Source organism: Microcoleus sp. Pol17C6 (genome assembly GCF_036701145.1).
Taxonomy (GTDB): domain Bacteria; phylum Cyanobacteriota; class Cyanobacteriia; order Cyanobacteriales; family Microcoleaceae; genus Microcoleus.
The window spans coordinates 50,181-73,070 of the sequence record NZ_JAUBQH010000002.1 but is presented as its reverse complement, the minus strand read 5'-3'; the positions used below and the strand labels follow the sequence as shown (position 1 = coordinate 73,070).

Below are 22,890 nucleotides of genomic sequence, written 5' to 3'. Positions count from 1 at the left end.
ATTAGAAATTAATTGTTGCCCTAATTGTGGTTCGGAAGAAGTTAGTCGAAACGGTCAAACTCGGCATCATAAACTTTCATTATAAATGCCGAGAATGTGGTCGTCAATTTGTTTTAAATCCGGCATGGAAACCTATTACAAAAGAACAAAAAGAGTTGATGTCACGGATGCTACTTGAACGTATTTCTCAGGCGGGGATTGCTCGGGTACTACAAGTGTCCGAAGATACAGTGCAGCGATACGTTAATAGCCAAGCCGCTGCTGTTAAGAAGCAAGTGGAGATGACTCCCAAGCAAAAAAAGCGCTTGAGTGTTCAGATGGATGAGTTATGGTCATTCGTTGATAGTAAAGGAAATCAGCAGTGGGTCTGGCTGGCATTGGATGCCCAGACTAGGGAAATTGTTGGTGTACATATTGGAGATCGTAGCGCAGTATCGGCTCAAGCTTTATGGAATTCAATGCCACCAGTGTACCGTCAGTGTGCAGTAATTTATACCGACCATTGGAGTGCTTATGATTCTGTATTGCCAAGCATTCGTCATCGCGCCGTGTAGATAAAGATAGTGGTTTTACTAGCTATATCGAGCGCTTCAACTGTACTATTCGACAACGAGTGTCTCGATTGGTAAGAAAGAGCTTAGCCTTCTCTAAAAAATTAGAAAATCATATTGCTGCCATTTGGCGCTTTGTGCATCATTACAATGCTAATTTACAACTCTAAACGCCTACTTTCTTTGAATTCAGTTTAATTCTCTTGATCCTTTCCTTCAGGGCACTACCCTTAATTAAATCAGAACAATCCGTAGGAGTTGTCTATTCCTGGTCACTTGATATAGTCATTTCAAATAAGTATGAGACTATTTAAAAATCAGGTAAAATTAATAAAAATAGTGAAGCCGCTAGGAAAATGTCTTACAGTATTGATTTAAGAAAAAGAGTAGTGGATTATGTAGAAAATGGCGGTCGTATCGCTCAAGCAACCGGACTTTTTCAGGTAGGAAGAGCAACGATATATCGGTGGCTGGGTCGGAATGACCGTATTGGCCACCCAGGTAAAAAGACGTAAGAGAAAGCTAGATTGGCAAGCTTTAGAAAACGATGTAAAAAAGAACCCAGATGCCAGATTAATCGACAGAGCCAAGAAGTTTGGGGTCAGACCAAGTGCCATATCTTATGCTCTTAAAGAAATGAAAATTACTCGAAAAAAAAACAACTTCGTTATCAGGAAAGAAACCGAGAATCAAGAATGAAATACTACAGATATCTGAGATAATTAATTAAAGTATCGGGAAGTCAAAGTCTGGTTTTTATTGATGAGTCAGGATTTGAAGAGTTTCAAGATTGTGCATTTGGCTGGTCAAAAAAAGGCAAAAAAGTCTGGGGTGAAAAGTCAGGAAAACGGGGGAAAAGAGAAAATCTAGTAGCCGGAAGAAGGAAAGGAAAAAAGGACTTAATTGCCCCAATGGTTTTTACGGGCAGCCTCAATGCAGAAGGTTTTGAAGGGTGGTTATCTTTATATTTATTACCCTCTCTGACCCAGCCATCTATCTTAATCATGGATAATGCACCGATTCATCGAAAAACAGCCATTCGAGAACTGGTAGAGGAAACGGATCATCAAGTTCTTTTTCTCCCAAAATATTCTCCCGACCTGAACGATATTGAACACGATTTTAGTGCCTTAAAGCGAGCCAGAATGTATGCTCCTCCTGGCACATCTTTAGATGAACTCATCTGTGCCTACTGCGCTCAATAGTGTCTCTTTTTTATTTGAAATGACTATATCAACGAAAAAGACTTACTCACAGGTGGATTTTACAACTCCACCATCGAAGGAGAAGTATACAAAGCTTTAGTTTATAAATATTTTATGGGTAATGCGAGTTCATCTCTGATCCGCCGCATTTGTTTCGAGAGAGTCGGTGGTTACAATTGCAAATTGAAAGCCGAAAACGCCCAAGGCTGCGAAGACTTGGAACTTTTTCTCCGCATCGCTGAACATTATCAATTTAAAGTAGTGCCAGAATTTTTAGTTGGCTACCGACAGATTCCCAGCAGTATGTCTTGCAACTATGCAGCAATGGCAAAATCTCACTCTCTAATTATGGCAGATGTCCGGGAGCGGCATCCTGAAATTCCTGCCAATATTTATCGCTGGTCTAGCAGCAGTTTTTATATATACAATTTAGCCGTTAAAAGCAACCGTAACGGCAACCATCGGAGTACATTATTTTGGCTGTATCGAGCTTTTAGAGAAGATTTATTAATGACACTTTTGCGCCACAATTTGTACGTGCTGTCAATAGAAAGTATATTAAAAATAATAGTTCCACCGCCAAGTGGATCAGGGTTAGAGTTAAAACAATCATCAGAATCGAGTGAAGGGACGACACTTGCTAAGATTGAGACGCGAACAAAAGTTCACAGAATACTGCCGTCGCAGGTATATGAAAGAATGCGGTTCAATAGTTTAGCCAATCGAAAATCTAAATAAACCCAACCTTGAAAAACCCGGTTTTTTGAAGAAACCGGGTTTTTGAGGAAGCTAGAGGGCGTTTAATTCTGCCTGGTTGGTCGCTCAAGAACCAGGAAAAAGGGTTAAATAAAAGAATTTTTATTTTCCATTCTTCCTTCTTCCTTCTTCCTTCTCCCTTTTACTTAATCTCTCTAAGCGTGAGAAGCTGTAGCCGTTTGAGCTTTTGGTTGCTGGCCGTCTGGCGCCAGGGATTCCCCTTCAATAAACGAGCGCAACATCCAAGCCATTTGTTCGTGCTGTTCCATCAAACCCGTCAAAAAGTCTGCGGTTCCGTCATCCTTAAACTCTTCACCGCACTGTTCGACGTGTTGGCGGAGATTGCGAATAATCAGTTCGTGGTCGTCAACTAAACGCGAGACCATTTCCGTAGCCAAAGGCAAATCGCCGATATGTTCTTTAATCGAGCCATACTTCAGAAAACCCTCAGCAGTACCAATTGGATAGCCACCTAAAGTTCTCACCCGTTCCGCCATAGCATCGATATTTACTGTTAACGCCTGATAGTGTTCTTCCCACAACTGGTGGAGCGATCTAAACTGCGGGCCCACTACATCCCAGTGATACTTTTTGGTTTTGATTAACAGCAGATAAGCATCTGCCAGGTCGTGATTCAATAGTTCGATAACGCCTGCACGCTGCTCGTCCGATAAGCCTATGTTTAACTTACGCATTGAAAATTGTTCCTTCAACTCTAACTTTACATTTATTAGAACAAATTTCGCCTGCCACTTACATCAACCCAGAGGACGATCGAAGACGATCGCACTTTAGTAAAATATCTGCTTTTCAGGTTAAAGTGATTGCAATATTGATACCCTTAGATAGATGCAATTAAACTTATTGTTCCGAAGCACCTTTGATTGGCGAACACAGCAATTGCCCGCAGGTGAACCCCCGCTCAATCCCGCTATAGAAAAAGGCTGCATTCTGATTGCCAGTAAAAATTAAGGAATTTATAAGGAATTTATGCCGAAATTAACCAACCTCCCACACACTTAATTGTGCGGGCTGCTTTCAATGACGGCATAAGAGATTTGCAATTAAATATAACCGCATTTATCCTAGAAAGCTAGGAAACAGATTTTCTGACATGAGCGGTGCTGACCTCTGTGATTGGGATGCTAGAAATGATATTGAGTCAAACCGTTAAATCGACGTTCCAGGATGCTACCAAGAAACAGACGCGCGATCCCCATCTAAACTTTATGGCAAAAGTGGCGGAAGACCCAGATCAAATACAGCCATGAAACCCTTGGCCCCATCGAGTAGACCGAAAGAGAGAACCTGTTTGCTCGCTTCACCTTCAGGAAGACTTGCGCCGCTGTGACCACCCCAGCACTAAGCCGAACGTATCAACGGCAGTGTAGCGTTTTGGGTCCCCATGAAGGCTTTGTCAAACCCGACACTTGAACCATCGTTATGGCCACTGGTTAAACCTGGTTCTTAACGGAGGGCGCCTCCAGGACAGATAAAAAAACCAGTCCTCTGTGTTTGCGCGAAGGAGGAGATAGAGGGCATTGCAGTTTGTCCTATGTGGGGAATACGGGGTAAAGTAGCGGTAGGAAAGATTTATCCATACTTTTACTAACTGTGCTACTTTCATTGTTAGCTGTAAACCATCATGCGGGAAATCTGCCAGAGCGTGGAAACCATATTTCAACTGCTGTTAGACGAACTTAAAAAGTCCACTCGCGCGTCTGAGCAGAACTGCCAAGATGTAGCAGGGCGACTCGCAGCAGAAGTCAACAGGATATGCACTGAAAGCCAGCGGATTCAAGCCTCCGGAGATATAGAAGGTTCAGCCCAGAGCCTCGCTCAGCACCGCTTGCAACAATGCCTCCACTATTACAATTTAGGCTCCGGGCCCGGGCGAGTAGAATTGCACAGTACCCTCAGCGCGATCGTCTATCGCTACATCACCCCTCCGCAGGTGCAGTCTAGCTATCAGGCGCGAGTAGAACTGATCAAAGATTTTTTGCAAGGATTTTATCTCGAAGCTTTAAAGGCATTCCGGCGCGAAACCCAACTGCCACCTACCTACAGTCCCCGCACTCGCTTAGAACTAGCAGAGTACATGGCCTTTGTAGAGCGCTTCGGCAAGCGGCGCATTCCTTTACCTCGGAACCGCAGCCAGCAACTAATTATTTTACGGGCCCAAACGTTTTCCCAGCAGCAGCCCAAAGAAACCTCCGTAGATATGGAACAAGCCGCCGACGGAGGGGCTTCTGATTCCGACCAAACTTGGAATGACACCTCGGTGCACTCTGTGCGGGAAGCGATGGCCGGACAGGGTTCGGCGGCAATTCGTCCGCTAGGCGACGAGTCAGAATCTCTGCGGCAAAACGTGATTGACGAATTAGTGGGTTACTTGAAAGAGCGCAATCAACAAGACTGCGCCGATTACTTCGTGCTGCGCTTGCAAGACTTGCCGACTAATGAAATAGAGTCGCTTCTGGGCATAACTCCCCGCCAAAGAGATTATTTGCAGCAGCGCTTCAAGTACCATTTGCTCAGGTTCGCCATGTCGCACCGCTGGGAACTCGTTCACCAGTGGCTGGAAGCAGACTTAGACCGCAATTTGGGTTTGCTGCCTTCTCAGTGGCAGGCTTTTGGCGAGCAAATTGGTCCAGAGGGACAGCGTTTGCTAAAGTTGAAACAACAGGGTCTGTCAGAGTCAGCGATCGCCCAAACCCTGGGCAGCACGGTAGCCCAGGTACAGAAGCGGTGGTTTAAATTGCTGGAACTTGCGTGGGAATTGCGAAATCGTTCAGATTCCGGAGAAGGGGCATCTAGTGATGAATAACGAAACGAACAGGGATGCAGAGGCTTTCGATCGCCATTTTTTAGACTGGATATTGCAGGCGCCGATCGCGAATACCTCTAACGAAGATGAGGAAAACCTCAATCCATCCCCTCGCTCAGAAGAGTGGGGCGACACAGACGACAATTCCGGGGTGGAATACTGGGAATGGGACGAACCAGACCCGCTGGACTATCAAGTGGGGGCGCACAGCAATGCACCCGCACAACCGCTGACAATTGGAGAAATACCGACCGTGCAAGACCGTTTTCAGACCTTGTTAAAAGAAAGGCTTAGAGCCGAAATTGAATCTAACCCGCCGCTGTTCCCCTGGGAAACAGAATTCAAAAGCTACGACCACGATTATCCAGACGATGTAGCCCCGCAATGGGTTCCTCCCCTACACCTCTGGACTCCCCAACTACAAAATATCAGGTGGGGCCGCCTGCCAATTCCGATCGCCCAAGGGGTTTTTGCTCAACTGCTAGAACCTTGTCAGGAACTGGTAATGTCGTCGCTGCGGCAAGGCTCAAAGTTAGTTCGCGCTGTAGATGGCTTATTTCCGGGCCAGTCTCAGGAACTCAACGAATTAGCTGGTTTAGTGCTCCGAGGTTCTTTGCGGGGACTTCTAGATTTAGAAGATTTCCCGAATTACGAAGCAGCCAGTACCGATCAACAAATGGTGCTGTCGCTGTTGGCGGCTAAGGAAATCATTGAGTCTCTAACTCTCGATTGTCCTGTGAATCAGCCGCCGGTTTCGCGGGAGTGGCTGACTGGTTTGGGTGCGCTGACTCTGGAGGCTCAATACCTCTCGAACCCCAACAGAGAACAGCCAATGCCGTGTTTAAGAGTTGAGTGCCAATTTCCGGGGGCAGGAAGTTTGGAACTCAGGGGAGGAGATGCCGAAGCAACTGCACATCGTCCGAATTCCGGGCATTTAAGTGTGGAGTTGTTTGACCCACAACCTAACAAGACTTATGCCCTAGAAGTTCGATTCCAAAACTTCGAGACCAGACCTTTGATGTTTGCTATTCGTCCAATTTGGGCAGGACAAGATAGCAATTAGAAAGGTCTATTTAGAGTAAATAATTTAGGTTTTTACTCTCTGGTTTGACCTCACACAAAAACAGATGCAATCCCTCGACTTTGGTCGTGGAAAGCGAAAAAATTTAGATCTTAGTTCAAGCCCCCAGATTCATCGGTGGAGTAAATCTAAAATCTAAAATCTAAAATCTACAATCTACTGCTCGTTGACTTGGATGGGTGCACATGACAACTGATAACCTGCGAAATATACCTGTTTTGGGTAAGCTGTGGGAGCAGATTGAGGCCATGCCTCCGCCGGTGATTGAGGATTCTTTACTGCTGCGAATCCTAGTTCAGTTGTTGGTAATTGTGGGAATTGTGGCTACTGACGTTGCTGCTGAAGAACCCCTGAACCTGTGGGCTGTGCCTGTTAGTATTGTGGGAGCAACTTGGAGTTGGTACCGCCGCCGCGATCGCAATGTAGCTGCTAAGTTCTGCATAGCTATTGGAATGCTGGTGGCGCTGTTCGCTTTTTTTAGCCGCTTGGTGGGAGAATTAAATGATACGCGGTTAGTTTTGGCGCAACTGTTAATCCAACTTCAAGTGCTGCACAGTTTCGATTTGCCTCGCCGCAAGGATTTAGGCTATTCGATGGTAATCGGGCTAATTTTGTTAGGGGTAGCAGCGACTCTCAGCCAAACCTTGACTTTTGCGCCGCTATTGTTGGTGTTTTTGGCTTTAGCGCTTCCGACTTTGGTTTTGGATTATCGATCGCGTTTGGGATTTGTGAAGCCAGAAGCCCTTGGCCAAAAAGCACAAGGTAAAGGGAAAAATGAAAGCCTGTCGCTATTTGCTGCTACTTTATCCCCAAAGTATTTTGGTTGGCTGCTGCTGATAACTGTCGGGTTGGGGCTGACTATTTTTGCGTTTTTGCCGCGCCTCCCTGGCTATCAGTTGCGGACTTTTCCGGTGAGTGCTCCTATTGAATATCAGGGAGAGTTTGACTCGCGCAGCATTATAAATCCGGGGTATGTCAGAGGGGGAAATCAAAAAGGAACTGGCGGAGGAAGGGGGAGAAACCCAGACTCTGGGCCAGGAGAGGTGGACTCTACTTTTTATTACGGTTTCAACCAGCGCATCAATCAAAATTTGCGCGGGGAAATGAAACCTGAAGTGGTGATGCGGGTGCGATCGCAGGCTGCGGGTTTTTGGCGGGTGTTGGGATTCGACAAATACACCGGTCAGGGTTGGGAAATTTCTCGCAACGAACAAGCTCAAAAGCTGACTCGACCTAGGTGGTCTTATCAATTTTATCTGAATCCTTTTCCCAATGCGCCTCGGACTCAAGAGGTGATTCAAAGTTATACTATTGTTGCTCCATTGCCGAATTTGATTCCGGCTTTAAACAAGCCGAAGGAGCTTTATTTTCCGAGTCCAGAGGCGGCGATTGATGCGGAGGGGGGTTTGCGAGCTCCTGCGGAATTGGGAGAGGGTGTGACTTATACAGTTATTTCTAATGTGCCTTTTCGCGATCGCTCTGTGTTGGGGAAAACTGGTACTAATTACCCGAAAAATATTCGCAACTTCTATTTGGATGTGCCGCCGGAAATTGCCCAGAAGGTGCGAGAAAAAACAGAAGAAATATTGGCGGCCAGAACTAGAGTATCTCAGTCGGACAGACCGATCGATTCTCCTTACGAAAAAGCTTTGTATTTGGCTCAATATTTAAAGCAAAATCCGAATTACAAAATAGAAAAAGCTTTGCCTTACTTAGAAGAAGGTGAAGATTTAGTCGAGGCTTTTCTGTTTGGCTATAAAAACACCCAGGAGGGCAAAAAAGTTACAGGTGGATATCCCGACCACTTTTCGACGGTACTGACAATTATGCTGAGGTCGATCGGGATTCCGGCGCGACTGGCGGGGGGTTTCGATACGGGGGAATTTAACCCGTTTACTGGTTACTATGTTGTGAAAAATACCGATGCTTTCTTGATGACGGAGGTATATTTTCCCAATAATGGCTGGTTTGGTTTTAATCCGATTCCCGGTTATCCGCTGATTCCGGCTTCGGTAGAAGACAACCAGACTTTTAGTGCGCTGGAATCGTTTTGGAAGTGGGTCGCGGGTTGGCTACCGACTCCTCTCAGAAGTGGGCTCGATTCAGTCATAGGTTTTGTAATTGGCTGGATAACTTTGATTGTGGGCTGGTTTCTGGGACAGTTTGCTAAGGGTTGGGTGGGGTTATTTACTGGTTTGATTGCTGCGATCGCCTTTGGCTTTATTGGCTGGTTAATTTGGCAACTGTGGCGCAAGTGGCGCCACCGCCGCTGGCTGGCGAAGTTGCCGCCGGTGGAGGGGGTTTATCAGGAAATGCTGAAGGATTTGGCGAGTAGGGGATTTGCCAAGCAGAAAGCTCAAACGCCTTTGGAGTATGCTGAGGCAATGCGCGGCAATCATGCAACTGATGAAGCTGAGGTAATTGATGAAGTTTCACAAGCTTACGTGCGGTGGAAGTATGGCGGGGAAGCGGGTAATTTGAACCAGTTGCGGCGGTTGGTGGAAAATTTGAGGCGATCGCACTTGAAGAAACTCAAAAAGTTAAGATAGAAATCGGCGATGGAAAGAGACTGTTGACGAATAAAAAAAGGGTCAAGCCAAACATCCCATAATCATGGAAAAAAAACTCTGATGAGCCAGAGGGAAAAAGAGCAAAAAAACTAGAGACACGGGTCAAGCCAATCGGAATGTTACGCCAAAACGCCCACATTCTTGAAATATTCATAGCTGCAGCAGTCACAATATGTTGTAGACGAGTTTTGGCAAGACCCATGTAATATCAAATCCGGCTGCGCCGGAATGATATCAAATCCTTGCTTCAAAAGTCGGGCGTAAAGTCGAATCCCGAGGCCAACAAATAATTCGCGCAATTTTCATTTTTTTGACTCACAGTCAACAGTCAACAGTCAACAATTACGGACGGTGCAACCGGAATCGATATAATACCCATCTCTTGTGAAATTTATCCGGCTTTAAAAACTTTAGAAATTCTTAAAGTTTTGATTTAATCTGCTTAAATGGGGTTAAAGTTAAAAATTTTAAGAAATTTTTTTTAGTTATTTAGTAATGCACAAATCCACCTTTTTGTCAAATTAATTTAGATGCGTTTACCCTGTACCTGCACGCAGGCAAAAAATCCGGTTTCTGCGTGAATATCTCAAGCGATTATCCACGATTTTTCCTAGAAACCGGGTTGTTTAGGTTGATTGTGCGTAAGTCTGGTTAAGCAAACTTAATTTTCAAATAATCATCCTCCATCTTCGCCCCTGAAGGTTGCAGCGCCGCTAAAGCTTGCGGTAACACCAAATTACGGCGGTGATTCCCAATCCGAACATTCAACTCATCTCCCGTTTTGCTCAACTGGATCTGATCCTTAGCAATTCCGGGCAAATACAGCTCAAGACTATATTGATTGTTTTCTTGCACAATCTTAATCGTATTTTCTTTGTAATAAACTTGACTGGGATCTTCGTCTTTGTAAAGGGTTTCTTTCAACCGTTCCAAAGCTGCCAAACCGCACATTTCTTCAGAATAAAGTGGCACTTCCTTAACTGGCAGGGGCATGAAATCTGAGTGAATTTCCTGACGGTACTGCTCCTGGCTTTCTTTCCACCGTTTAAAAAATGGGTCAGTTACTTCGGCTGGAATAATCCGGTTAGCCACTACTAAATCTGTGGCTACATTGTACAAACTCAAATAGGCATGAGCGCGCAGAGACTCTTTAATTACCATTTTTTCTGGATTGGTAACTAATCTTACCGAAGTCACAGTATTGTCCGTTAAAACCTTTTCCAAAGCTTCGATTTGTTCGTAAAATTCGTAAGGTGCATCCATCACCTCTTTGTCAGGTAAAGAAAAACCCGCAATTGGTCTAAAAATAGGTTCAACTAAAGGTCTAAGGGCGGCTGATATGCCTTGCAGCGGCTTGTAAAATTTTCTCATGTACCAGCCGCCAACTTCCGGCAAACTTAGCAGTCTCAATGCTGTGCCAGTCGGAGCAGAATCGATAATTAAAACATCAAATTCGCCTTCGTCGTAATGCCGCTTCATCCGCACTAAACCGAAGATTTCATCCATTCCGGGCAAGATGGCTAATTCTTCAGCTTGCACCCCTTCGAGTCCCTGCGCTCGCAAGACTTGAGTAATGTAGCGCTTAACTGCTCCCCAATTGCCTTCTAATTCCCTGAGAGCGTCTAATTCTGCTCCCCACAAATTCGGTTTCACCAGCCGCGAATCGTGCCCGAGTTCCATGTCAAAGCTGTCGGCTAAGGAGTGAGCGGGATCTGTACTCAGCACTAGGGTTTTGTATCCCAATTCGGCACATCGCAGCCCCGTCGCAGCGGCTACGGAGGTTTTGCCGACGCCGCCTTTTCCAGTCATTAATATTAAGCGCATTGATTGTTTAGCTCGCCTGAAAGTAATTTACTCCTATATTGTAACGTTATGTAACAAAAATTAATTTTGTGGGGGAATTAATTTGGGCGATCGCCCACCGCTGAACCCAGCACCTTTCCCGTGATCCAGGAAATTGCTGCAATGTCAAGCTCAGTTAAAATTACTTATCTCAGATATCAATTGCAACAAATAAAAATCCATCAGCGTTCATCTGTGTTTATCTGCTAACATCTGCGGTTAAAAAAGGGATATCGCTCTTAAAACAATATTTTTTATTGCTAAAAAACCTAAGAAAAATTCTCAAACATTAGTTTTCCGAGGAAATACAAGCTGTTTGAGAACATCCAACCGCGAACAGTCCCAGTAATCGATGTGAGAAACAATTAAACCGTCGCTGTTGACTTTCAGTTCGCTCCTACCGGCGATCGCCATTTTCGGTTTCCAAGGTAGCGGTGCTATCCAGCTCAGAGTCCAGCGAGTGTCTATAGTATCTCCCGACTGAGAAATCCCGTACAAATCGAGATTTACATCCTGAAAAAAAGTACCTATAAACCCGATCATTTTGCGGTAGCGCTCAACTCCTGTAAATCGGTTCACCGGATCTTCAAAATAAACATCTTTTGCATAGATGCTGTAAGTCTGATTCTCGGGAAATCTTTGATAATCGTCTTTGATAATTTCAATAATGTCCATTTCGAGCGATCGTTATTCTTCTATTATTAGAACATAATTTTAACACAATAGATATACTATCAGAATTTTACTCCAAATTGTGATAGTATATCATGTTATTTCCTGCCTTGCAAACTTTCAACTTAACATCACAACTATGATTGACCTCTACACTTTTACCACCCCGAACGGTCGCAAAGTCTCGATCATGCTCGAAGAAATAGGTTTACCCTACAACGTGCACGTCATCGACATCACAAAAAACGACCAATTTAGCCCAGAGTTCATCGCCATCAACCCCAACAGCAAAATTCCGGCGATAGTCGATCGAGATAACGGCATCACCGTCTTCGAGTCCGGCGCTATTCTGCTCTATCTTGCCGAAAAAAGCGGCAGATTTCTGCCCACCGACAAACAAAAATACTTTCAAGTTATGCAGTGGCTGATGTTTCAAATGGCCAGCGTCGGCCCGATGTTTGGTCAGCTAAACCACTTCAAACGCTTTGCACCCGAACAAATTCCCTATGCGATTGGGCGTTACGAAAAAGAAACCTTGCGCCTCTACGGAGTATTAGACACTCAACTAGCAAAATATGAATACATTTGCGGCGACTATTCGATCGCCGACATTGCTACCTATCCGTGGGTTGCTATTTACGAATTTCAAGGATTAACCCTCGACAACCACCCCCACCTCAAACGTTGGGTAGAAACAGTGCAGAAGCGTCCCGCCGTTGAGCGTGGCATGGCAGTTGGCGTAAGTCCTAACTGAGAATTAAACTTGACGAGCGGTCACAAGGTATTTGACTGTTGCTCAAAATCCGGTTTGACACTGCCATGACTTGCTAACCATTGATAAACTTGCAGCATCTGCTGAGCTTTAACATCCCAGGAATAGTGATTCATGGCATAATTGTGGGCTGCAATGCCCATGCGTGCAACACGAGCGCGATCGGCGACAAGCTGTTCGAGTTCTGCGGTAAAATTTTTTACCAGTGTGTCAAAATTACCCATAGGAACTTTAATCCCCCGATCGGGCTCTACCAGCGCACCTGGTCCGCCGTAGTCAACTACAACACAAGCCATACCGCAGGCCATTGCCTCAACTACAACGCCAGCCCCCAGTTCGCGAATCGAGGGAAAAGCAAAAATCTCAGCTTGGCGCATCAATTCTCCCACTTCAGGTTGGGTTTTTTGACCTAAAAGTTTAACGCAGTTGCCTAAATTTTGTTCTGCGATTAATTGTTCTAGTCTAGGACGTTCGGGTCCGTCGCCAACGATCACTAATTTATGCTGCTGCAAAATCGAACTGTTAGCAAAAGCGCGAATAACAACTTCTGGCAATTTATAGGGAACTAGCCTCCCGGCAAACAGTACAGTCACTTGTTCGCTGCTAGAGCGTTCGGGCAGCTTAAACAATTCGGGATCGATGCCAACTTCGGCATAATTAATTGTCTTCGATCTCGCTGAGGCTGGCAAATCTACGATCGTGTGATCGAATGCCGCCAGAATTCCTGCTGAACGTTCATAAGTAGAGCGGTAAAAAGGCATTAACCTGTAAGCATTTCGCACATAGCTCAACCACTCCCGTTCCCGCTTCAACTCTGTTGTGAAAGCTTTCGGCCAAGGCAGCCCGCCGTTGAGAGGCCCTAGTAAAAAAGGAATAGGACTCCAAGCTGCCATAGGACTTGGCTGCGTGGGCGACATCGGGGTAATCCGGTGAACGACATCGAAATCCCCGCGTTGCAACTCTTGCTTGTAGCGCTGCCATACTTCCCACTCAAAGGCGAGATAGCTGAAATAACCCAGCGCTGTCCTAATAGTCCAGGATTTTTCTGAGCCACCGGTTAGTAAATTAGCTAGATTTTGAATGGGAGCAGCAACATTTTCTGTATCTATATAAACTACTTTAGCGTTACCCATCCCGACTTTATCAATATTTGGTTTATTCCTAATTTGGGTAACAACCGTAGCATTAACATAATTGCTGATCGCCCGCGCAAATTTATATCCAACTACCGGTAAAGAAGGCCACTCAGGATTGCAAACATCCGCCAGAATCAAAACCCGCATCGTATCAGTTTTCTCTTTATTTTCCATAAAAACTCCAGTATCTGTACAAGTTGTCATAATTCTGGATATAGGTTTAGGAGAAATTCCCTGGGGTTGCCTCCTTACTTCTCTACCCTAACTAATTGTTCGCGAATGAGTGATAATTGCTCTGGGACTCAAGAACTTTATAACACCGCTCTCCCTATCTTGGCAAGTGTACCAATACATAGAAGATCGCGGTGTTGTTTTAAAGCTACTGCTGATTCAGGATGGGAATGATTTTCTAACCTGCTTCCAGCACTCAATTGTTGGCGCACCGAGGAACTCAATCAGCGAAATGCTTAATAATCGCCTCCGCAAACTCCGAACACTTCAACTCAGGCACCGGCGGCTCCATCAACCTCGCCAAATCGTAAGTAACTTCACCGTTAGAAATTGCCGCTCCCAAACCCTTCTTAATCAAGTCTGCTGCTTCCTGCCATCCCATGTATTCTAACATCATCACCCCGGACAAAATCAGGGAACCGGGATTGACTTTATCCAAACCAGCGTGTTTCGGTGCAGTGCCGTGAGTAGCCTCAAAAACTGCACATTCATCACCAATATTCGCACCAGGACCCATACCCAATCCACCCACAATGGCAGCGGCCGCATCGGATAAATAATCCCCGTTCAGATTCATTGTCGCCAAAATCGAATACTCGGCCGGCCGTGTTTGAATTTGTTGGAAAATACTGTCAGCAATTCGGTCGTTGACCATGATTTTTTCTTTCCACTGACCACTGCCGTGACTGTCCCAAATTGCAAACAGAACGTCGGCTACTTCTTGACGAATTTTGGCTTGTTTTTCTGGGGTCAAAGCATCGTATCCGGGGTCTATTTGGCGAGCATTATCTTCTAAGCTAATGTCGGGATTTTTTTCTTTGTTGCCCAGAATCCAAGACTCTCTTTCAGTTACGCACTGTTCGCGAAATTCGGTGGTTGCTAATTCATAACCCCAATCTCGGAAAGCTCCTTCAGTATATTTCATGATGTTGCCTTTGTGCACCAAAGTTACTTGCTGCTTGTCTTTCGGCAACCGCAAAGCGTGGGTAATGGCGCGCCGTACTAAACGCTGAGAACCTGTTTTGCTAATGGGTTTAATTCCGATTCCTGAATCAAGGCGAATTTGTTTTTTGCCATGTTCTGGTGTTGCGGGAATTAACTCATTATTGAGGAATTCAATCAATTTTTTGCCGATTTCGCTGCCTTTGGCCCATTCAATTCCGAGGTAAATATCTTCTGTATTTTCCCGGTAAATAATTACATCTAGGAGTTCAGGAGTTTTGTGTAGCGATGGTGTTCCAGCATAATATTTGCAGGGTCGCACGCAGGCGTAAAGGTCGAAGATTTGCCGCAAAGCTACGTTTAGCGATCGAATGCCACCCCCGATTGGGGTTGTCAGTGGCCCTTTGATGGCGACTCCGTATTCTTTGATGGCGTTTAAGGAATCCTGGGGCAGATATTGGTAAGTACCGTAGACATCGCAGGCTTCGTCCCCTACATAGATTTTAAACCAGTTGATTTTTCGATCGCCACCGTAAGCCTTTTCTACCGCAGCATCCATCACTTTCTGGGATGCAGGCCACAAGTCAACGCCGGTACCGTCGCCGCGAATGAAGGGAATAATCGGGTCATTGGGGACGATCGGCGAACCGTCTTTGAAAGTAATTTTAGAACCTGTTGTTGGGGCTACAATCTTTTCGTACATATCTTAACAGTGCGGATAGGAATGTTCCCTATTTTGCCACGATTGTCTGCCTAAACCTCAACCAATCCTAAATATTTGTATAAATTTAAGTGGGATTTTTGGGCGCTCGGCTGCCCGTCACTGTGACTTTTGGGCGATTACCCATTTAAAAGCTAATTTAAAAAAGTAGCAAAGATAGCAGAAGTTTCTATCAAATCTCCCTCTCTATCTTTCAGCGCTACGGTTGGGAAGATGCTGGAAACAGGTCAGTGGATTTGAGATTTGAGATTTGAGATTTTTAGATTTACTCCCCCCATGAATCTGGGAGGTTGAACCTTATTCTAAAATTTTGGGCGGATCACGACTCCTTTCAGAAAGTTGTATGGGTTTTTGGTCGGGTCAAAATGGTGATTGTAGCCGCTGATGAACGCAAATAAACGCAGATTATTTTCACAAATTTTGCATTTATTTGCGATATTTTTCCTTCTGCATATTCTTTTTGACAACCCACAATATAAACCAAATGACAATAATCACCACAACTATTTTGGAAACAGGGCCCAGATAATCATCTACAAGTGTATAATTTTCCCCTAGTTTATATCCTGCAAAAGTCAGGAAACTTACCCATAAAAGAGTGCCACCTGTTGAGTATAGTAAAAAAGGAATTAAAGGCATATTATTGATGCCAGCGGGCAGGGAAATCAGGGTGCGAACTCCCGGTACGAGGCGACACAAAAACACGGCTTTGTTGCCGTGTCTGTTAAACCATCTATTTGCTTTGTCAATATCGGCGCCCGATACTGTGATCCACTTGCCGTATTTGTCGGCTAAATTCCTCAAGCGTTCTTCGCTCAATAGTTTACCCGCATAGTACCAGGGAAGCGCGCCCAGAATTGTACCAATTACTCCTGCTGCGATCGCCGGTGCTAACTGCATATCATCACCCTTTGATGCCGTGAATCCTGCCAGCGGCATAATCAATTCTGAGGGTATGGGCGGAAAAAGATTTTCTAAAAACATCAACAGCCCTATTCCCAGATAGCCCATCGACTGCATTGTGTTAGTTATCCATTCAACCATTTTGATTCACTAGGTAATATGTAGTTTGTAATCTTCTTGTTGCTTTTGTTGCTTGTATTTTTGCTCGTTTTTGCTCATTAAAGGCAGAGCCTATTAACGCATATAAGCGAGGCTCTGCCTCGACTCCGAATACGGGAGGCAGAGCCTTGCTGCATTCATTCCCAGGAAGAGCCTGGGAACGATAAACGATGATTAAGTGCCCGAAGTCCAAGAGTTTGTGTACTCAATTTGTTCGGCAGTCAAGGTATCAATGTGAATACCCATTGCTTCCAATTTGAGACGGGCAATTTCTTTGTCAACTTCCACGGGAATTGAGTGAATACCAGGCTCGAGTTTGCCTTTGTTCGTAACTAGATATTCGCAGGCTAAAGCTTGGTTAGCAAAGCTCATATCCATCACGGCGCTGGGGTGTCCTTCGGCGGCTGCCAAGTTGATCAAACGACCTTCGCCCAACACAATAATCGACTTGCCATTATTGAGGTGATATTCTTGAGTGAAAGACCGGACTGTTTTCACGTCGGTGCTTTTTGCGCCGAGGGATTTGAGGTCAATTTCAATGTCGAAGTGACCGGAATTGCAAACAATTGCGCCGTCTTTCATTGTCTCGAAATGTTCGGCACGAATGACGTGTTTGTTGCCGGTAACGGTAATGAATATATCTCCGACTGTTGCTGCTTCGTCCATCGGCATGACGCGGAAACCGTCCATCACTGCTTCGATCGCCCGAATCGGATCGATTTCGGTGACAATTACGTTAGCACCCATACCGCGGGCGCGCAGTGCCGTGCCTTTGCCGCACCAACCGTAACCTGCAACCACAATATTTTTACCGGCTAACAAAATATTCGTAGCGCGGATAATGCCGTCTAGGGTAGATTGACCGGTGCCGTAGCGGTTGTCAAAGAAGTGCTTGGTGTCGGCGTCGTTGACGTTCATTGCGGGGAAAGTCAGCACACCGTCTTTCAACATGGCCCGCAGGCGCACGATGCCTGTGGTAGTTTCTTCGGTAGTTCCGATTAAGTCGGAAATTTGGTTCGGGCGGTGCTGGATTAGTGCCGCTACCACGTCGCTGCCGTCGTCGATGATAATATTGGGGCGGTGGTCTAGGGCTGTGTAGACGTGACGTTCGTAGGTAGCCGCATCTTCTCCTTTGAGGGCGAAGACGGAAATGCCGTAGTCTTGAACTAAGCAAGCCGCTACGTCATCTTGAGTGCTCAAGGGGTTGCTGGCGATCAGTACGGCGTCGCCACCGCCGAGTTTGATGGCGATCGCCAAATGAGCGGTTTCTGTGGTTACGTGGCAGCAAGCAGCCAAGCGAATGCCAGCGAAAGGCTTTTCTTTAGCGAAGCGTTCTTGAATTTGCCGCAAAACGGGCATTTCCCGGCCGGCCCACTCGATGCGTTGCTTTCCCAAGGGGGCGAGGGACAAGTCTTTGACTTCGTGTTTAATCTTGACGGATGTAGCAACCATGTATGTTATTTCTCAGAAATCATCAAACTTTGTTAGTTTTAGCAGATTAAGTCATCGGCGGGCAAGTGCTGTGATTTTACTTGATCGGGGTCGGCGCTGCTAATCTTAAATTTTGATTGTGTTTTAATGAGTAGCGAACGAGTCGATGGAGTCACCCGCACAGTGAGAGTCAAATATTCCTGTCCGGCGATGGATCTCAATCTTTTGTGTTAGCGTGGCATTCTTTAATTATTTGACACTCTCACTTGGGCTGCTGGCAGTTTGATCGCCTGCGTGATTGCGTTCCCAGCTTGGCGACCTGCAGATATCATCAGTTGGTTAGGACTGGGTTCAGTAGGGATTAGTTTCCTATTCCAAGACATCTTCAAATACTTTTTAGCGGAAATATTCTTGCTGTTGCACGAACCGTTTCAATTGGGCGATCGGATAATTGTAGAAGGCTTTGAAGGTAATCTTGAAAAGATTTTGCTGCGTTCAACTCAACTTATTAGTGATTTGGGAGAGCAAGTTATCGTGCCGAAGGCGAGCGTATTTACCAATTCAGTGCGGATACTAACAACCATTCCACACAGGCGAACCAACATGCGTTTAATTTTAGCCTACGATACCGACCTTCCTGAGCAATTGAAACCTTGGTTAAACCTATTTCCGTCGAAGGCGTTTTGTCCCAAACAACTTGAGAAGTTGATAGTTCAGGCATTAACTAAGCTTCCTTCGATCTTATTCTCCGCTATTGGACGCTGCATGAACAAGCACAGGTGCGACGGACAAAAGACCTGGTTGTGGTGGCGATTAAAGTAGCGTGCGTCCGGGCTGACCAAATTCGGGGCGTTGCACAATTTGAGGATGATTCTTGTGGGGAGTAGGGGTTAGGCGTCCCACCTGCTGTGAAAATACGCGCCTTCGGGCTCATGGGCCCATCCCACAAAACAATCAAAATCATCTCGCTATTATGCAAAGCCAAATTCTTCAACTGGGCTCGGTGACTTTGTACGATCGAACACTTTACCGTAAGTGAGTTTTGAATTTTGAATTGGGAGAGGGAGACAGTGGGAGAGGGCGAGAGTGGGATAGTCGGAGAGTCGGAAAAATCCTGTTTTTCCGGTCGGACTTCTTCACTCTTAACTTTTGCCCTCCACACCCATGCGTTAAATCCGTTAAATCTCGTACGCTGCTGCGTGGCCGAACTTCCCTCTGATATCAAATCCGCGCTTCATCGTCGCGCGTAAAATCGAGTCAACATCCAACACTCAACCATCATTCAGTTTGGCGACCCCGAGTCAACAGTCCACAGTCAACAATCATGAAGAGTGCAACCAGAATTGATATGACTTCTCCCTTCTGACTTTTAAAATCAAGCAAAAGGCGAGCCCATTTCTGATTAGCGCGCCTCCTAATTGAATTTTATTTTGTCAAACGTAATTGAGGAAATTGTCGCCGTTGAAAAATATCATGAAGTAGTCTTGCTAGCGCGGCGACGGCGGGCTGCAACCAAGCCACCCAAACCGAGAGCCAAACCAGTCATTGTCATTGGTTCGGGAACTGCTTCTGCGCTCACTGTGAAATCTTGGAAGTCTGAGTCGTTCCCGCCGCCGCGATCGTCGAAGCCAATTAGCGTGCCTCCGTTAAACAGAGAATCGAATCCGTTTGTGAATTCTCCGGCTGCTTTGAAGGCGTTCGTGGTTTCTTTGTCGAGCGCGTTCCACAGTTGCGATTGCGCGCCAAACACGGCTTGCTGGCTGCCCTTGCTGTTGAAAGCTGAGGTCGAGTAGACACTGCCGTTGGTGCCGCTGTTGAGTCCCAAAGTATAAATTTGATTAGCCAGGAATGTGAATACTGTCGATCCAGAACCCAAGACTGTATTGCCGAGAGTTCCTTTCCATTCGTTCTCCCAGTCGTCGTCTGAGGATTTAGTTTCCGAAAACAGGGTGCTAACTAGAGTGCGCGCCGAGTCCTTCACGCTGTAGATTCCCAAAGAGGAAGTATACCCACCGTGAGATTCTTTGAAGTTAAACTTCACGCTTGTATCTTGGCTGAATGTGATGCCGTTGGTACCAAAGGAGAAGGCTTGAGCTGGAGCTCCGGCGCCAAACAGAGCTGTGGCGGCGGCGGTAGCTGTTAAGGCGGATAAGAGTTTGGTATTCATAACCTGTTCCTTTTGTGCGGTGGTCTTAATATTTTCATTATGCGATACTTTGTTTGTATTTGGGGGACTTTAGGTAAAGTTTGACATATTCTTTATCAAGCCTTTACATATCCTTCATAAATGGTGTCGATCGCATCTGCAGGCGGGCGATCGCTCCCTCATAATACCCACTAAATAATTATAAATATTGTGGCTTGAAACCTTGCAGTCGCGGGCATGGGAGCGCGGGGCATCAAAAGTGATTGGGATGGGGCTTATGCTAATTTTTTATTATATTCTCAAGTCTCAATCCTCAATAGCAAACACTTAAGTATAAATACGGTAATATTCGTGGGTACTGACAGTTCCAGAAGTTTTCTATTAGCCAGAAACTGGCAATATTTGTTTTTTGGGGCTTGTGTAGGGCAGTTAAAGTAGTTTATCTATCGGGTAAATTACCTACAAAATGCGATCGTTGGGTCTACGTATTTTGGTTGAATTAAATAGATACCGTGGCGTGAGATATCCCAAAGATGCGATCGAGGAGATGCAATTTCTGCAGAGTTAAGCGGTAAAAGACCGGATTGGCCCTCAACAAAGATTGTATAGAGAAGGTCTGGCCCCGTCCTTGCTCCTGATCGCCCGCCTCAAAACAAACCGCTGTAGCGTTCCTCTGCCCAAGGTTCGCCCCGCTGGTGGTAGCCGTTACGTTCCCAAAAACCCAGTTCTTCGGTTTCTGTAAACTCCAGGCCGTTAATCCATTTAGCGCTTTTCCAAGCGTACAAGTGGGGAACTACGAGCCGCATTGGGCCACCGTGGTCGGCCGATAGAGGTTCGCCGAAGACGGTGTGGGCGAAAAAGTTTTCTTCTCGGAGGAAGTCGGCGATCGCAATGTTGGTAGTGTAGCCGCCGTAGCAGTGTTCCAGGACGTGCAGAGCTTTCGGATCGAATTCTATGTAGTTCATAAAATCTGTGACTTTGACTCCCGTCCACTGCACGTCGAGTTTTGACCACCGAGTGACGCAGTGAAAATCCGCAGTAAAGTTACTTTGGGGCATGGCCTGGAAGTCCGACCAAGTGAAGGTTTTTGGTTTGGCCAATCCCCACACTTTAAATTCCCAACTCTCAATGCTGACGGAGGGTGTATCGCCGTAGGTCAGCACGGGAAACCCGTTGGCGAGGTATTGACCCGGGGGGACGCGATCGCTGTTTTCTGATTCTGGCTTGCGAAAAAATTTGCCCAGCATTGATTCACGCTCTACAGTAACTGACTGCACTCCTGAGTATAACTTGCAGAGATGGGCGCATCGCAATTCATCTCAAGGTAGAAAGCAAAAGCACTTCTGCCGAAATAAAAATCCCACACTCCTGCCTGATGCCAACCTACTTATGCCTTCTGAGAGAGGCTAAGCTAAAAATTACAAAATATATCACCCCAGAGTATGAATTACCTAACCTTAAATTTTATCGCAATTGATGGTGCATTTCTGAATCTTTGATGTATTGTAACAATATGCTCAGATGCCATATGTAAAAAACATTGATGGGGTAAAAATCATGATCACAAGTTGCTTGATTCCTTTGACGGTCTGCTTGGTTGCTTGGTGGGTGACTGCCGGGACTGACAACAGAACGCTAGACGGAATTCCCGCTCCCATAGCTGCAATTATTGGAGTGTGTTCGTTAATTTGGTTTGTGGCGGCGTGTCCTTGGTTTGTTGAACTCGCTCTAGTCTTGGCGGTGGTGGTTTTTGGCAAAGCTTATTTGCAAAAAATCTTGAAAGTGGGCTGAATTTTCAAGGCTAGCGCTCCTATGATTTGCGGGAGCGCGATCAAGTGCTGCTACGTTGTTAACAATTTTCGTGATTTGTCTGGCTATGTTCTCCGAGGGGGTCGCAAAGGCGGAACCAACCCCAGAACTGGTGAAATTCAATTTAGATATTTCGGTTAAAAATTAGAATATCAAGATCGACAGAGAAACCCGGTTTATCTAAGATAAACCGGGTTTGTAAGAGTCTGAAATTTTCACACATCTCGCAAGAATTGCTCAGGGCTTAGACACTCGGAACACAATAAATCGGGTTTCTGAGTCCAGGAATGTTGCTATATGTGCGTAAAATGGCGAGCTGTTAAATTGGCAAGCGATTGATATCTTTATTAGAACCAATTACTACCATCGCGTCGCCCTTTCTTAAGCGTTCGGTTGGCTCCGGATTAATCTCGAACTTTTCAGCGCGCCCGACTGCTAGCAAGTTCAAACCATACTTGCGCCGGAGCTCCAATTCGGAGACGGTTTTACCGTCAAACTTGTCAGGAACGAGCAACTCAACAATACTGTGATCTGGGTCGAGGTCAAAGCGTTCTAAAATGCTGGGTTTTGTAAGAAGGCGGGCCACAGAGCAGCCCATTTCTCGTTCTGGAAAAACTACATGATCTGCGCCGACTTTTTTCAACAGTTTTAAGTGAGTTTCCGAAGAAGCTTTGGCTATTACGTGACGTACCCCCCCTTCCTTAAGATTAAGGGTGGTGGTAATGCTTTCTGCTAGGTAATTGCCGATCGCAACAATCACTGTTTCAAATTCAAATATGCCGGCTTCCGCAAGAGCGCTAGGCTCAGTAGAATCTAACTGCACAACGTGAGCAGCAATACGATCGGTCAAAGCTTGAGTTACTTTTTTTTCATCGGTGTCAACCCCCAGGACTTCGTAACCCAAACCGTGCAGAGTCGAACACACAGCTTTGCCGAAGCGGCCCAAACCAATAACTGCAAACTGCTTGTTTTCGGCGCGCAAAGTCCGAAAAAAATTTAAAGATGACAGGTTCACTGAATATCCAGCGCTGAGCGTCTTGCTGTTTAAATTTGAGCAGAGACAGCGCCGCCTCCTTTTGATTGTTGGGTAAGTAGTAAAAGTTGATTTGGGTTGTCACCCATTGTTTAGATTATCA

General features: G+C 45.7%; 18 protein-coding genes and 2 pseudogenes. 10 read left to right on the top strand and 10 right to left on the bottom strand.

Annotation, left to right across the window (positions count from 1 at the left end):
• Positions 1 to 26 precede the first annotated feature (26 nt).
• The 4 genes and pseudogenes from QUA25_RS01525 to QUA25_RS01515 all read left to right on the top strand — a co-directional run bounded on the left by QUA25_RS01525 (position 27) and on the right by QUA25_RS01515 (position 2,494).
• A complete protein-coding gene (locus QUA25_RS01525; protein ID WP_445242182.1) occupies positions 27 to 554 on the top strand; it encodes an IS1 family transposase in 528 nt (175 codons plus the stop codon).
• A 17-nt stretch (positions 555 to 571) separates the two neighbouring features.
• Positions 572 to 721: pseudogene (locus QUA25_RS29380) on the top strand (IS1 family transposase); the annotation flags it as partial.
• Between the two features lie 186 nt (positions 722 to 907).
• A pseudogene (locus QUA25_RS01520) lies at positions 908 to 1,756 on the top strand (IS630 family transposase).
• Between the two features lie 27 nt (positions 1,757 to 1,783).
• Entirely contained in the window at positions 1,784 to 2,494 is a 711-nt protein-coding gene (locus QUA25_RS01515; RefSeq protein WP_333035213.1) for a hypothetical protein, read from the top strand.
• A gap of 173 nt (positions 2,495 to 2,667) precedes the next feature.
• On the opposite strand, the gene QUA25_RS01510 is transcribed toward QUA25_RS01515, so the two are convergent.
• The gene (locus QUA25_RS01510) at positions 2,668 to 3,207 is read right to left on the bottom strand and encodes a Dps family protein (RefSeq protein ID WP_333035026.1); all 540 of its coding nucleotides are present in this window, start codon (positions 3,205 to 3,207) and stop codon (positions 2,668 to 2,670) included.
• A 950-nt stretch (positions 3,208 to 4,157) separates the two neighbouring features.
• On the opposite strand from QUA25_RS01510, the gene hetZ reads away from it, so the two are divergent.
• The 3 genes from hetZ (at position 4,158) to QUA25_RS01495 (ending at position 8,969) form a co-directional block, all read left to right on the top strand.
• Positions 4,158 to 5,339, top strand: coding sequence for a heterocyst differentiation protein HetZ (gene hetZ / locus QUA25_RS01505; RefSeq protein ID WP_333035024.1), 1,182 nt, complete (start codon positions 4,158 to 4,160; stop codon positions 5,337 to 5,339).
• On the top strand, positions 5,332 to 6,402 hold the full coding sequence (locus tag QUA25_RS01500; protein ID WP_333035021.1) for a hypothetical protein: 1,071 nt from the start codon (positions 5,332 to 5,334) through the stop codon (positions 6,400 to 6,402). The genes hetZ and QUA25_RS01500 overlap by 8 nt, the downstream gene beginning before the upstream one ends.
• Positions 6,403 to 6,605: 203 nt before the next feature.
• Entirely contained in the window at positions 6,606 to 8,969 is a 2,364-nt protein-coding gene (locus tag QUA25_RS01495) for a transglutaminaseTgpA domain-containing protein (protein WP_333035019.1), read from the top strand.
• A gap of 672 nt (positions 8,970 to 9,641) precedes the next feature.
• On the opposite strand, the gene QUA25_RS01490 is transcribed toward QUA25_RS01495, so the two are convergent.
• Positions 9,642 to 10,814, bottom strand: coding sequence for a TRC40/GET3/ArsA family transport-energizing ATPase (locus QUA25_RS01490; protein WP_172188640.1), 1,173 nt, complete (start codon positions 10,812 to 10,814; stop codon positions 9,642 to 9,644).
• A 300-nt stretch (positions 10,815 to 11,114) separates the two neighbouring features.
• Entirely contained in the window at positions 11,115 to 11,507 is a 393-nt protein-coding gene (locus tag QUA25_RS01485; RefSeq protein WP_333035017.1) for a DUF2358 domain-containing protein, read from the bottom strand.
• Between the two features lie 136 nt (positions 11,508 to 11,643).
• Between QUA25_RS01485 and QUA25_RS01480 the strand changes: the two genes are divergently transcribed.
• Positions 11,644 to 12,258: a glutathione S-transferase N-terminal domain-containing protein gene (locus QUA25_RS01480; protein ID WP_333035015.1), complete on the top strand. Its 615-nt coding sequence runs from the start codon at positions 11,644 to 11,646 to the stop codon at positions 12,256 to 12,258.
• A 20-nt stretch (positions 12,259 to 12,278) separates the two neighbouring features.
• Here the strand turns inward: QUA25_RS01480 and QUA25_RS01475 are convergent, their stop codons facing one another.
• From QUA25_RS01475 to ahcY, 4 genes are all read right to left on the bottom strand, one after another.
• Complete coding sequence (locus tag QUA25_RS01475; RefSeq protein ID WP_333035014.1) at positions 12,279 to 13,616, bottom strand: glycosyltransferase family 4 protein; 1,338 nt, start codon at positions 13,614 to 13,616, stop codon at positions 12,279 to 12,281.
• Positions 13,617 to 13,863: 247 nt separating this feature from the next.
• On the bottom strand, positions 13,864 to 15,288 hold the full coding sequence (locus tag QUA25_RS01470) for an NADP-dependent isocitrate dehydrogenase (protein ID WP_333035013.1): 1,425 nt from the start codon (positions 15,286 to 15,288) through the stop codon (positions 13,864 to 13,866).
• Positions 15,289 to 15,732: 444 nt separating this feature from the next.
• Positions 15,733 to 16,350, bottom strand: coding sequence for a DedA family protein (locus QUA25_RS01465; RefSeq protein ID WP_333035010.1), 618 nt, complete (start codon positions 16,348 to 16,350; stop codon positions 15,733 to 15,735).
• A gap of 192 nt (positions 16,351 to 16,542) precedes the next feature.
• Positions 16,543 to 17,820: an adenosylhomocysteinase gene (gene ahcY / locus QUA25_RS01460; protein ID WP_333035008.1), complete on the bottom strand. Its 1,278-nt coding sequence runs from the start codon at positions 17,818 to 17,820 to the stop codon at positions 16,543 to 16,545.
• Between the two features lie 273 nt (positions 17,821 to 18,093).
• Here ahcY and QUA25_RS01455 point away from each other — a divergent pair, with 273 nt between their 5' ends.
• Positions 18,094 to 18,621 (top strand): mechanosensitive ion channel domain-containing protein, encoded by a 528-nt coding sequence (locus QUA25_RS01455; RefSeq protein WP_333035006.1) that lies wholly within the window; start codon positions 18,094 to 18,096, stop codon positions 18,619 to 18,621.
• Between the two features lie 649 nt (positions 18,622 to 19,270).
• On the opposite strand, the gene QUA25_RS01450 is transcribed toward QUA25_RS01455, so the two are convergent.
• Positions 19,271 to 19,966, bottom strand: coding sequence for a PEP-CTERM sorting domain-containing protein (locus QUA25_RS01450; RefSeq protein WP_333035004.1), 696 nt, complete (start codon positions 19,964 to 19,966; stop codon positions 19,271 to 19,273).
• A gap of 626 nt (positions 19,967 to 20,592) precedes the next feature.
• On the bottom strand, positions 20,593 to 21,192 hold the full coding sequence (locus QUA25_RS01445) for a sulfite oxidase-like oxidoreductase (protein WP_333035002.1): 600 nt from the start codon (positions 21,190 to 21,192) through the stop codon (positions 20,593 to 20,595).
• 310 nt (positions 21,193 to 21,502) lie between these two features.
• Between QUA25_RS01445 and QUA25_RS01440 the strand changes: the two genes are divergently transcribed.
• Positions 21,503 to 21,736, top strand: a complete 234-nt coding sequence (locus QUA25_RS01440; RefSeq protein ID WP_333035001.1) for a hypothetical protein — start codon at positions 21,503 to 21,505, stop codon at positions 21,734 to 21,736.
• A gap of 337 nt (positions 21,737 to 22,073) precedes the next feature.
• Here QUA25_RS01440 and QUA25_RS01435 read toward each other — a convergent pair whose 3' ends face one another.
• Positions 22,074 to 22,769 (bottom strand): TrkA family potassium uptake protein, encoded by a 696-nt coding sequence (locus QUA25_RS01435; RefSeq protein ID WP_333034999.1) that lies wholly within the window; start codon positions 22,767 to 22,769, stop codon positions 22,074 to 22,076.
• Positions 22,770 to 22,890 lie beyond the last annotated feature (121 nt).

Coding starts and splice junctions, on each gene's coding strand:
- QUA25_RS01510 (WP_333035026.1), bottom strand. CDS start 3,207: ATGCGTAAGTTAAACATAGGCTTATCGGACGAGCAGCGTGCAGGCGTT.
- hetZ (WP_333035024.1), top strand. CDS start 4,158: ATGCGGGAAATCTGCCAGAGCGTGGAAACCATATTTCAACTGCTGTTA.
- QUA25_RS01500 (WP_333035021.1), top strand. CDS start 5,332: ATGAATAACGAAACGAACAGGGATGCAGAGGCTTTCGATCGCCATTTT.
- QUA25_RS01495 (WP_333035019.1), top strand. CDS start 6,606: ATGACAACTGATAACCTGCGAAATATACCTGTTTTGGGTAAGCTGTGG.
- QUA25_RS01490 (WP_172188640.1), bottom strand. CDS start 10,814: ATGCGCTTAATATTAATGACTGGAAAAGGCGGCGTCGGCAAAACCTCC.
- QUA25_RS01485 (WP_333035017.1), bottom strand. CDS start 11,507: ATGGACATTATTGAAATTATCAAAGACGATTATCAAAGATTTCCCGAG.
- QUA25_RS01480 (WP_333035015.1), top strand. CDS start 11,644: ATGATTGACCTCTACACTTTTACCACCCCGAACGGTCGCAAAGTCTCG.
- QUA25_RS01475 (WP_333035014.1), bottom strand. CDS start 13,616: ATGACAACTTGTACAGATACTGGAGTTTTTATGGAAAATAAAGAGAAA.
- QUA25_RS01470 (WP_333035013.1), bottom strand. CDS start 15,288: ATGTACGAAAAGATTGTAGCCCCAACAACAGGTTCTAAAATTACTTTC.
- QUA25_RS01465 (WP_333035010.1), bottom strand. CDS start 16,350: ATGGTTGAATGGATAACTAACACAATGCAGTCGATGGGCTATCTGGGA.
- ahcY (WP_333035008.1), bottom strand. CDS start 17,820: ATGGTTGCTACATCCGTCAAGATTAAACACGAAGTCAAAGACTTGTCC.
- QUA25_RS01450 (WP_333035004.1), bottom strand. CDS start 19,966: ATGAATACCAAACTCTTATCCGCCTTAACAGCTACCGCCGCCGCCACA.
- QUA25_RS01445 (WP_333035002.1), bottom strand. CDS start 21,192: ATGCTGGGCAAATTTTTTCGCAAGCCAGAATCAGAAAACAGCGATCGC.
- QUA25_RS01440 (WP_333035001.1), top strand. CDS start 21,503: ATGATCACAAGTTGCTTGATTCCTTTGACGGTCTGCTTGGTTGCTTGG.